The organism is Enterobacter sp. Ap-1006 (genome assembly GCF_011752835.1).
Classification (GTDB): Bacteria; Pseudomonadota; Gammaproteobacteria; order Enterobacterales; family Enterobacteriaceae; genus Cedecea.
This window is the reverse complement of the sequence record NZ_VWWU01000004.1, coordinates 610129-621296: the sequence shown is the minus strand read 5'-3', so window position 1 is coordinate 621296 and position 11168 is coordinate 610129. Positions and strand designations below refer to the sequence as shown.

The following is an 11168-nucleotide window of genomic DNA, read 5'->3' as shown; positions in this document are numbered from 1 at the left end:
TTTGCCTGGCGGCCGTAGCGCGGTGGTCCCACCTGACCCCATGCCGAACTCAGAAGTGAAACGCCGTAGCGCCGATGGTAGTGTGGGGTCTCCCCATGCGAGAGTAGGGAACTGCCAGGCATCAAATAAAACAGAAAACCTCAGCCTGATGGCTGGGGTTTTTTGTTTTCTGGTTTCTGCCATTTTCTACTCTCAGAGAGCAGGATAAAATCGTCAGGAACGATTTTGCACAGCCGGAGGCTGCCCGCAGGGTGACGGGCAGGACAGCCCGGCATACAACTGCCAGGCATCAAATAAAAGCAAAAGGCTCAGTCGAAAGACTGGGCCTTTTTGCTTTTGTACGCTTCATATTTTACCTTCCTTAAACAGACATATTCACTACGTCCTTGCCTTCAATCCAGCGTAAATATCTACTCTGCATCATCACTCTTAAATGAAACATTTTCACCTTTTCGCTTCTGACTCGACATTGATCCATAAACTCGGTATCGTCAGGTGTCTGGATGTCTAAACGTTTAAACGTATGCTTTGAGGATATAAGGTTATGCCGATTCGGGTGCAGGACGAGCTACCAGCCGTCAATTTCCTGCGTGAAGAAAACGTCTTTGTGATGACGACATCGCGCGCCAGCAATCAGGAAATACGTCCGTTAAAGGTACTGATCCTGAATCTGATGCCAAAGAAAATTGAGACGGAAAACCAGTTCCTGCGGTTGCTCTCCAACTCTCCACTGCAGGTGGATATCCAGCTGCTGCGCATCGACAGTCGTGAATCTCGCCATACCCCTGGCGAGCACCTCAATAACTTTTACTGTAACTTTGACGACATTAAACACGATAACTATGACGGATTGATCGTCACCGGTGCGCCTCTCGGACTGGTTGAATTTAATGATGTGGCTTACTGGCCGCAAATCCAGCAGGTACTGGAATGGGCCAAAGATCATGTTACCTCGACGCTGTTTGTCTGTTGGGCAGTCCAGGCCGCGCTGAATATTTTGTACGGTATTCCTAAGCAAACACGGGATGAAAAACTTTCTGGCGTCTACGAGCACCATGTTACTCAGCCCCATGCTTTGCTAACTCGAGGGTTTGATGATTCATTCCTGGCGCCTCACTCTCGCTATGCTGATTTTCCTGCGCAGCTGATCCGGGATTACACCGATCTGGAGATCTTTGCAGAAACTGAACAGGGCGATGCCTATCTGTTTGGCAGCAGGGATAAGCGTATCGCGTTCGTGACCGGCCACCCGGAATATGATGCGCTGACGCTGTCCGGCGAGTACTTCCGCGATGTCGATGCGGGGCTTCAGCCCGAGGTACCTTATAACTACTTCCCGGGCGACGATCCGGCGAAAAAACCTCACGCGACCTGGCGTAGCCATGGCAATCTGCTGTTCACCAACTGGCTGAACTACTACGTCTACCAGATTACGCCATTCGACCTTCGCCACATGAACCCGACGCTCGATTAAGCGTTTCAGCTTCCCATCCCAGGCGCCTTCGGCGCCTTTTTTCTTTTCTGAAAACCACTTCCCTCCTTGATTAAACTTTAATCCCATAAATATCAATACGATAAATCAATTTAAAATTAAAAATGGAAATTGTTTTTGATTTTAAAAATTCATCAAGTAGTCTTAATTCTGTTGCATGAAAACTGCACAGCCGTGCGCGATTCACTTTTGGCCGTCTCGACGGGATAAGACGAAGGAGTAACCGAATGACACAACAGACAGTTAGCGAAGAGCTGGCCTTTAGCCAGCCGTTTGGTGAGCAAGAGAAGCAGATCCTCACCCCGGAGGCCGTAGAATTCCTCGGCGAGCTGGTGAGCCGCTTTACTCCACAGCGCAATAAGCTGCTGGCATCTCGCATTGCTGAACAGCAGGCCATCGACGGTGGAAAGCTTCCTGATTTCAATTCGGAAACAGATTCCATTCGTAAAAGTGATTGGAAGATTCGTGGTATTCCGCAGGATCTGCTCGACCGCAGGGTAGAGATTACCGGGCCGGTTGAGCGAAAAATGGTGATCAACGCGCTGAATGCTAACGTAAAAGTCTTTATGGCCGACTTTGAAGATTCTCTGGCGCCGAGCTGGAGCAAAGTCATTGACGGGCAAATCAACCTGCGCGACGCGATTAACGGCACCATCAGCTGGACAAACGAAGCGGGAAAAATCTATCAGCTGAAGCCAGACCCGGCGGTACTGGTTTGCCGCGTGCGCGGCCTGCATCTGCCTGAAAAACACGTGACCTGGCGTGGGGAAGCGATCCCTGGCAGCCTGTTTGACTTCGGGCTCTATTTCTTCCACAACGTGGATGCCCTGCTGGCTAAAGGCAGTGGCCCTTATTTCTATCTGCCCAAAACTCAGTCATGGCAGGAAGCGGCCTGGTGGAGCGAAGTCTTCAGCTTTACGGAAGATCGCTTCGATCTGCCACGCGGCACCATTAAAGCAACTTTACTGATCGAAACACTGCCTGCTGTCTTCCAGATGGACGAGATCCTGCATGCTTTGAAAGATCACATAGTGGGCCTGAACTGTGGCCGTTGGGACTACATCTTCAGCTACATCAAAACCCTGAAAAACCACCCGGATCGCGTCCTGCCGGACAGGCAATCCGTGACGATGGATAAGCCTTTCCTGAACGCCTACTCGCGCCTGCTGATCAAGACCTGTCATCGTCGCGGTGCCTTTGCGATGGGCGGCATGGCGGCCTTTATCCCGAGCAAAGACAGCGCGCGTAATGAATGGGTACTCAACAAAGTCAAAGCGGACAAAGAGATGGAGGCCAACAACGGCCATGATGGTACCTGGATTGCGCATCCGGGCCTGGCGGACACGGTTGTTGAGGTCTTTGGCAAAGCGCTGGGTGAGCGCCAGAACCAGCTGGACATCAGCCGCAGCGAAGATGCACCCATTACTGCGGCACAGTTGCTTGAACCTTGCCCTGGTGAACGCACTGAAGAAGGTATGCGCGCTAACATCCGCGTTGCGGTGCAGTACATCGAGGCGTGGATCTCCGGCAACGGCTGCGTGCCTATCTACGGGCTGATGGAAGATGCCGCGACCGCTGAAATTTCCCGTACTTCTATCTGGCAATGGATCCACCACCAAAAGACGCTAAGCAACGGCCAGACCGTGACGAAAGCGCTGTTCCGCCAGATGCTTGCCGAAGAGATGTTGGTGATTCAGGACGAGCTGGGCGACCAGCGTTTTAGCCAGGGACGCTTCGATGAAGCTGCACGGCTGATGGAACAAATTACCACCTCAGAAGAGTTAATCGACTTCCTGACGCTGCCGGGCTACCGCCTGCTTGCCTGAACCTAACCCTATAAAAATGGAGCATCTGAAATGAAAACCTCTCGTAGCCAACAGATTCAACAAGTACAACAAGAATGGACACAGCCGCGTTGGGAAGGCATCAAGCGTACCTATAGCGCAGAAGACGTCGTGAAACTGCGCGGTTCACTGACCCCGGAATGTACTCTGGCACAGCACGGGGCGGCTAAACTCTGGCGCCTGCTGCACGGTGAGTCGAAAAAAGGCTACGTAAACAGTCTGGGGGCGTTAACCGGAGGCCAGGCTCTACAGCAGGCTAAAGCCGGCATCGAAGCCATTTACCTCTCCGGCTGGCAGGTTGCGGCGGACGCGAACCTGGCGTCCAGCATGTACCCGGATCAGTCACTTTACCCGGCGAACTCTGTCCCTGCTGTTGTCGATCGGATCAACAACAGTTTCCAGCGTGCGGATCAGATCCAGTGGGCATCCAATATTGAACCAGGCGATCCGCGCCACATTGACTACTTCCTGCCTATCGTTGCCGATGCAGAAGCCGGTTTTGGCGGCGTGCTGAACGCCTTCGAACTGATGAAGTCGATGATTCAGGCCGGTGCCGCTGCGGTGCACTTTGAAGACCAGCTTGCCTCGGTGAAGAAATGCGGCCATATGGGCGGTAAAGTTCTGGTCCCCACTCAGGAAGCTATCCAGAAGCTGACCGCTGCTCGCCTGGCGGCTGACGTGATGGGGGTTCCAACGCTGCTGATCGCCCGTACCGATGCTGATGCCGCAGATCTGATCACCTCCGACTGCGACGAATACGACCGTGAATTCATCACCGGTGAGCGCACGCAGGAAGGTTTCTATCGTACCCGCGCTGGCATTGAGCAGGCTATCAGTCGCGGCCTGGCCTACGCGCCTTATGCCGACCTGGTCTGGTGTGAAACCTCTAAACCCGACCTGGACCAGGCCCGCCGTTTCGCGGAAGCCATCCATGCGCGCTTCCCAGGCAAACTGCTGGCCTATAACTGTTCGCCGTCGTTTAACTGGAAGAAAAATCTCGATGACAAAACCATCGCGTCCTTCCAGCAAGAACTGTCGGACATGGGTTACAAATACCAGTTCATCACCCTGGCGGGGATCCACAGCATGTGGTTCAACATGTTCGATCTGGCGCACTCTTATGCGCAGGGGGAGGGCATGCGCCACTATGTTGAGAAGGTACAGCAGCCTGAATTTGCCGCCGCTTCTGAAGGCTACACCTTCGTTTCTCACCAGCAGGAAGTGGGCACCGGCTACTTTGACCGCGTAACCACCATCATCCAGGGCGGCGCTTCTTCCGTCACGGCGCTGACAGGTTCGACGGAAGAAGAGCAGTTCTGAACAAACTTTATTTTCCCCCTCTCCTTTGGGAGAGGGCCGGGGTGAGGGGAGAAATAAATGTCACACAGGCTGGAGTTGTTAATTGCCCACACCATCCTGCAGGGGTTCGACGCGCAATACGGTCGATTTCTGGAGGTCACCGCGGGTGCCCAGCAGCGCTTTGAACAGGCCGACTGGCACGCCGTTCAACAGGCGATGAAAAGCCGCATCAACCTGTACGATCACCACGTAGGTCTCGTCGTAGAACAGCTTCGCTGCATTACCGGCGGGCAGAACACCGACGCGGCCTTTTTACTGCGCGTGAAAGAGCAATACACCCGGCTTCTGCCGGATTACCCGCGTTTTGAAATTGCCGAAAGCTTTTTTAATTCTGTCTATTGTCGGCTCTTCGACCACCGCTCGCTTACTCCCGAGCGGCTTTTTATCTTCAGCTCCCAGGCAGGCAAACAGCTTCGGCCGCTGCCTCGCCCACTGGCAAAAACTTTTTTCCCGGAGCAAGGCTGGGCGACGTTGCTCACGACCTTGCTCTCCGATCTCCCGCTGCGCCTGCCCTGGCAGGATATTGCGCGGGATGTGGGTTTTATCCTCGCCCATCTGCACGAAACCTTCGGCGCAGAAACATTGCAGACGGCCACGCTGGAAGTGGCTAATGAACTGTTTTACCGCAATAAAGCCGCCTGGCTGGTTGGCAAACTGATTCTGCCGGGAGGAAAAATTCCCTTTTTATTGCCGATCCATCGCACCGATGATGGCCGGTTAATGGTAGACACCTGCCTGACCAGCTCCCCCGAAGCCAGTATCGTTTTCGGCTTTGCGCGTTCCTATTTCATGGTTTATGCCCCTTTCCCCGCCGCGCTCGTGGAGTGGCTACGCGAGATTTTACCGGGAAAAACCACCGCCGAACTGTACATGGCGATTGGCTGCCAGAAGCACGGCAAAACCGAAAGCTATCGCGAATATCTGACCTACATTCACAGCACGGCCGAGCAGTTTATTGAGGCACCCGGCATACGCGGCATGGTGATGCTGGTGTTCACGCTGCCGGGCTTCGATCGCGTATTTAAAGTGATAAAAGACAAATTCGCGCCGCAAAAAGAAGTCACCGCCGAAAGGGTCCGTGCCTGCTACCAACTGGTAAAAGAGCACGACCGCGTGGGGCGCATGGCGGATACGCAGGAGTTTGAAAACTTCGTGCTGGAGAAGCGGCAGATAAGTTCCGACCTCATGTCGCTGCTACTTGAAGAAGTGCCTGAAAAACTGACCGATCTTGGCGACCGTATTGCCATCAGCCATCTCTACATTGAGCGGCGAATGGTGCCGCTTAACCTGTGGCTGGAGCAGGTAGAAGGCCAGCAGTTAAGGGATGCGGTGGAAGAGTACGGCAATGCCATTCGTCAGCTGGCGGCAGCCAATATCTTCCCTGGCGACATGCTATTTAAAAACTTTGGCGTGACGCGTCACGGGCGGGTGGTGTTCTACGATTACGATGAAATTTGCTACATGACCGAGGTGAATTTCCGGGATATTCCGCCGCCGCGTTACCCGGAAGATGAACTCTCTTCGGAGCCGTGGTACAGCATCTCGCCGGGAGATGTTTTCCCGGAAGAGTTCCGGCACTATCTTTGTGCAGATAAACGCATTCGCCCGCTATTCGATGAAATGCACGCCGACCTGTTCCGCGCTGAATTTTGGCGCGCTTTGCAAACTCGCATCCGCGGTGGCTATGTAGAAGATGTTTATGCTTACCGCCGCCGCCAGCGCTTCAGCCAGCGCTTTGGGGAAGTGAAGCGAGCGGGCTAGCGCCCGCCGCCGTAAGCCAGAGTAATGTCCTTCGCGGCTTTGATCACCAGCGCACCCAGCTCCGTCACGCGGTCATCGGTGATGCGTGAAATCGGGCCAGAAATAGAGATTGCCGCGAATGCCTCATGGTGTTCATCGTAGATGCACGAAGCCACGCAGCGCAGCCCCAGGGCATGCTCTTCATCGTCAAATGAATAACCGCGCTTGCGGGTTTGCGCTAAATCTTCTTTCAAATGCAGTGGCGAAGTCAGCGTGGCTGGCGTGTAGCTGTGCAGACCTTTGCGGTGCAGCAGGCCCGTCAGTTCGTCGTCGTTTAGCTGAGCCAGAAACGCCTTGCCCGCGCCGGATGCGTGCATCGGCAGCTTGCCGCCAATAGGTGCTGACATACGCATCAGCTGCGTGCACTGAACCTGGTCGATAATAATTGCCTGGTGATCGCTCTTGTCGAGTACCGCGAGGTTGACGGTTTCACCGGAGGCTTCCATCAGTTTGCGCAGAATAGGGTGCACAATGGCCAGCAGATTGCGGCTTTGCAGGAAGCTGCTGCCGACGACAAATGCGTGCGCGCCAATCGTCCAGTGGCCAAGATCGCCCACCTGATGCACAAAGCCTAACTGCTGCATTGTGGTGAGCAGGCGATGGGTGGTGGAATTGGGCAAACCAGCCTGCTGGGCAAGCTCGGTGAGCGCCACGCTACCGTCAGATTCGGCAATCCACTCCAGCAGCTTAAGGCCGCGGGTCAGGGACTGCACTTGCCCGGTGGCAGCCGGAGCCGCAGCGGCGGCGGCGCGGGGTTTCTTACCTCGTTTAGCGGGGACTGTAGCAACCATACCGGACTCCTTTTTCGTATCGTGGAAATCATTTTCGTTTTATTTGGCGAATTTGCAACCGCTACTCAGACTGATCGGAGGAGTGATGCTGAACATCTCTCATGTTCCCGATATGCGGCTTTTACGACCCTATAGATTGTGCAAGTATGGGATGGCATATCCGTCAGGCAGGGAAAACAGGTGGGAGTGAGGCGTGAGCAACAACGTAGAGAAGCTGAAGCAACAACTGAGTGAGCGCATTCTGGTGCTGGACGGCGGCATGGGAACCATGATCCAAAGCTACCGCCTTGATGAGAGTGATTTCCGCGGCGAGCGTTTTGCCGACTGGCCGTGTGACCTTAAAGGCAACAATGACCTGCTGGTGCTCAGCAAACCGGAAATTATCGCCGCGATTCACTATGCCTACTTTGAAGCTGGCGCAGACATCGTCGAAACCAACACCTTTAACTCCACCACCATTGCAATGGCGGATTACCAAATGGAGTCGCTGTCGGCGGAAATTAACTACGAAGCCGCTAAGCTGGCGCGTGCCTGTGCCGACGAATGGGCGGCCCGTACGCCGGAAAAACCGCGTTACGTCGCCGGTGTGCTTGGCCCGACCAACCGCACGGCATCAATTTCTCCAGACGTGAACGACCCGGCCTTCCGCAACATCACCTTTGATCAGCTGGTCGCCGCTTACCGTGAATCGACCAAAGCGCTGGTGGAGGGCGGGGCCGATCTGATCATGATCGAGACGGTCTTCGACACCCTGAATGCTAAAGCCGCCATCTTCGCCGTAAAGACGGAGTTTGAAGCGCTTGGCGTTGATCTGCCGATCATGATTTCCGGCACCATTACCGATGCGTCAGGCCGTACGCTTTCCGGTCAGACGACGGAAGCTTTCTATAACTCCCTGCGCCACGCCGACGCGCTCTCTTTCGGACTTAACTGCGCGCTGGGGCCGGACGAACTGCGACAGTACGTGGCTGAACTGTCACGCATTGCCGAGTGCTACGTGACGGCTCACCCTAATGCTGGTCTGCCAAACGCTTTTGGTGAATACGACCTTGATGCGGACGTGATGGCGCAGCAGATCGGGGAATGGGCGCAGGCCGGATTCCTGAACATTGTCGGCGGCTGTTGCGGGACGACGCCTGCGCATATCGCCGCAATGAGCGCGGCGGTAGCAGGCGTTGCGCCGCGTAAACTCCCCGATCTGCCGGTTGCCTGTCGCCTCGCCGGGCTTGAGCCGCTGAATATCGGCGCGGACAGCCTGTTCGTTAACGTCGGGGAACGCACCAACGTTACCGGCTCGGCAAAGTTTAAGCGTCTGATCAAAGAAGAGAAATACAGCGAAGCGCTGGACGTGGCGCTGCAGCAGGTCGCCAGCGGCGCGCAGATCATCGACATCAACATGGACGAGGGAATGCTCGACGCCGAAGCGGCGATGGTGCGTTTCCTGAACCTGATTGCCGGTGAGCCGGATATCGCCCGGGTGCCCATCATGATCGACTCCTCGAAATGGGAGGTGATCGAGAAAGGGCTGAAGTGCATTCAGGGCAAAGGCATCGTTAACTCTATTTCCATGAAAGAAGGCACTGAGCCGTTTATCCATCATGCGAAGCTGGTACGCCGCTACGGTGCGGCGATGGTGGTGATGGCGTTCGATGAAGTGGGCCAGGCCGATACGCGAGAGCGTAAAATCGAGATTTGCCGCCGGGCCTATAAAATTCTTACCGAAGAGGTGGGCTTCCCGCCGGAAGACATCATCTTTGACCCGAACATCTTCGCGGTGGCGACCGGCATCGAAGAACACAACAACTACGCCCAGGATTTTATCGGCGCCTGCGAAGATATTAAGCGCGAGCTGCCCCATGCGATGATCTCCGGCGGCGTGTCTAACGTCTCCTTCTCTTTCCGCGGCAACGAGCCGGTGCGCGAGGCCATCCACGCGGTATTCCTTTACTACGCAATTCGCAACGGCATGGACATGGGGATCGTCAACGCCGGGCAACTGGCGATATACGACGATCTTCCGGCTGAACTGCGGGATGCCGTCGAAGACGTCATTCTCAACCGCCGCGACGACAGCACCGAACGTCTGCTGGAGCTGGCCGAAAAATATCGCGGCAGCAAAAGCGATGACGGCGCCAATGCTCAACTGGCGGAGTGGCGTAGCTGGGACGTAGTGAAACGTCTCGAATATTCGCTGGTGAAAGGCATCACCGAGTTTATCGAAGCGGATACCGAAGAGGCCCGCCAGCAGTCGACTCGTCCAATAGAAGTGATTGAAGGCCCGCTGATGGCGGGAATGAACGTGGTCGGGGATTTGTTCGGCGAAGGGAAAATGTTCCTGCCGCAGGTGGTGAAATCGGCCCGCGTGATGAAGCAGGCGGTGGCTTACCTTGAGCCGTACATCGAAGCCAGCAAAGAGCAGGGCAGCAGTAACGGTAAAATCGTGCTGGCGACCGTCAAAGGCGACGTCCATGACATCGGCAAGAACATCGTCGGCGTAGTGCTGCAATGTAACAACTACGAGATTATCGATCTTGGCGTGATGGTGCCCGGCGAGAAAATTTTGAAAACCGCCCGTGAAGTGGGAGCCGATATCATTGGCCTGTCCGGGCTTATCACCCCGTCGCTGGACGAAATGGTCAACGTGGCCAAAGAGATGGAGCGGCAGGGCTTTACGCTGCCGCTGCTGATCGGCGGGGCAACCACGTCAAAAGCCCACACGGCGGTGAAAATAGAGCAGAACTACAGCGGGCCAACCGTCTACGTGCAGAACGCCTCGCGCACCGTCGGCGTGGTTTCTGCTCTGCTTTCAGAAACCCAGCGCGATGAATTTGTCGCCCGCACCCGCAAAGAATACGAAGTGGTGCGAACGCAGCACGCGCGTAAAAAACCGCGCACGCCGCCGGTTACGCTGGAAGTCGCGCGGGATAACGATCTGCCTTTCGACTGGGAAAACTACACGCCTCCGGCTCCGCACCGGCTGGGTGTGCAGGAAGTGACCGCCAGCATTGAAACGCTGAGGAACTACATCGACTGGACGCCGTTCTTCATGACCTGGTCGCTGGCCGGAAAATATCCGCGCATTCTGGAAGATGAGGTTGTTGGCGAGGAGGCAAAACGGCTGTTTAAAGACGCTAACGACATGCTGGATATGCTCCACCGGACGAAAACAATGACGCCGCGCGGCGTGGTCGGCCTGTTCCCGGCGAATCGCGTGGGGGACGACGTGGAGATTTATGTCGATGAAACACGCTCTCAGGTGAAAGGCTTCAGCCGCCATCTGCGCCAGCAAACGGAAAAGAACGGCTTCCCGAACTACTGCATTGCCGATTTTGTGGCGCCTAAATACAGCGGTAAAGCCGACTACATCGGTGCTTTTGCGGTCACCGGCGGTATTGAAGAAGACGCGCTGGCGGGCGCTTATGATGCGCAGCACGATGATTACAACAAAATCATGGTGAAAGCGGTTGCCGACCGCCTGGCCGAAGCTTTTGCTGAATATCTGCACGAGCGCGTGCGTAAAGTTTACTGGGGCTACGCGGCCACGGAAAACCTCAGCAACGAGGAACTGATTCGCGAGAATTACCAAGGCATTCGCCCGGCACCGGGCTACCCGGCCTGCCCGGAGCACACGGAAAAAGCGGCCATCTGGGCACTGCTGGACGTCGAAAACGTGATTGGCATGAAGCTCACCGAGTCTTACGCCATGTGGCCCGGTGCGTCTGTTTCTGGCTGGTACTTCAGCCACCCGGACAGCAAGTACTTCGCCGTCGCGCAAATTCAGCGCGACCAGGTTGAAGATTACGCCCGACGCAAAGGCATGCCGGTGAGCGAGGTTGAACGCTGGCTTGCGCCGAACCTCGGGTACGACGCCGACTGACTCAC

Annotated in this window: 6 protein-coding genes and 1 rRNA gene; 6 read left to right on the top strand and 1 reads right to left on the bottom strand. The window is 55.5% G+C overall.

What is annotated here, in order from left to right; all coding sequences use genetic code 11:
• Window positions 1-4: 4 nt before the first annotated feature.
• The 5 genes from rrf (at window position 5) to aceK (ending at window position 6456) form a co-directional block, all read left to right on the top strand.
• Window positions 5-120: ribosomal RNA gene (rrf, locus tag F3J28_RS15825) — 5S ribosomal RNA — on the top strand.
• Window positions 121-544: 424 nt separating this feature from the next.
• Entirely contained in the window at window positions 545-1474 is a 930-nt protein-coding gene (metA, locus tag F3J28_RS15820) for a homoserine O-acetyltransferase MetA (RefSeq protein WP_039289281.1), read from the top strand.
• Window positions 1475-1719: 245 nt separating this feature from the next.
• Window positions 1720-3318: a malate synthase A gene (gene aceB, locus F3J28_RS15815; RefSeq protein WP_166877643.1), complete on the top strand. Its 1599-nt coding sequence runs from the start codon at window positions 1720-1722 to the stop codon at window positions 3316-3318.
• Between the two features lie 30 nt (window positions 3319-3348).
• Window positions 3349-4656: an isocitrate lyase gene (gene aceA / locus F3J28_RS15810; protein ID WP_166877640.1), complete on the top strand. Its 1308-nt coding sequence runs from the start codon at window positions 3349-3351 to the stop codon at window positions 4654-4656.
• Between the two features lie 57 nt (window positions 4657-4713).
• A complete protein-coding gene (gene aceK, locus F3J28_RS15805) occupies window positions 4714-6456 on the top strand; it encodes a bifunctional isocitrate dehydrogenase kinase/phosphatase (protein WP_166877637.1) in 1743 nt (580 codons plus the stop codon).
• On the opposite strand, the gene iclR is transcribed toward aceK, so the two are convergent.
• Window positions 6453-7286 (bottom strand): glyoxylate bypass operon transcriptional repressor IclR, encoded by an 834-nt coding sequence (gene iclR, locus F3J28_RS15800; RefSeq protein WP_166877634.1) that lies wholly within the window; start codon window positions 7284-7286, stop codon window positions 6453-6455. The two genes, aceK and iclR, sit on opposite strands and share 4 nt — an antisense overlap.
• Window positions 7287-7479: 193 nt before the next feature.
• Between iclR and metH the strand changes: the two genes are divergently transcribed.
• Entirely contained in the window at window positions 7480-11163 is a 3684-nt protein-coding gene (gene metH / locus F3J28_RS15795) for a methionine synthase (protein WP_166877631.1), read from the top strand.
• The last annotated feature ends 5 nt before the right edge of the window (window positions 11164-11168 follow it).

Bases quoted from the DNA above. Each gene is read 5' to 3' on its own strand.
- aceA (WP_166877640.1), top strand. From the start codon at position 3,349: ATGAAAACCTCTCGTAGCCAACAGATTCAACAAGTACAACAAGAATGG.
- metA (WP_039289281.1), top strand. From the start codon at position 545: ATGCCGATTCGGGTGCAGGACGAGCTACCAGCCGTCAATTTCCTGCGT.
- aceB (WP_166877643.1), top strand. From the start codon at position 1,720: ATGACACAACAGACAGTTAGCGAAGAGCTGGCCTTTAGCCAGCCGTTT.
- iclR (WP_166877634.1), bottom strand. From the start codon at position 7,286: ATGGTTGCTACAGTCCCCGCTAAACGAGGTAAGAAACCCCGCGCCGCC.
- aceK (WP_166877637.1), top strand. From the start codon at position 4,714: ATGTCACACAGGCTGGAGTTGTTAATTGCCCACACCATCCTGCAGGGG.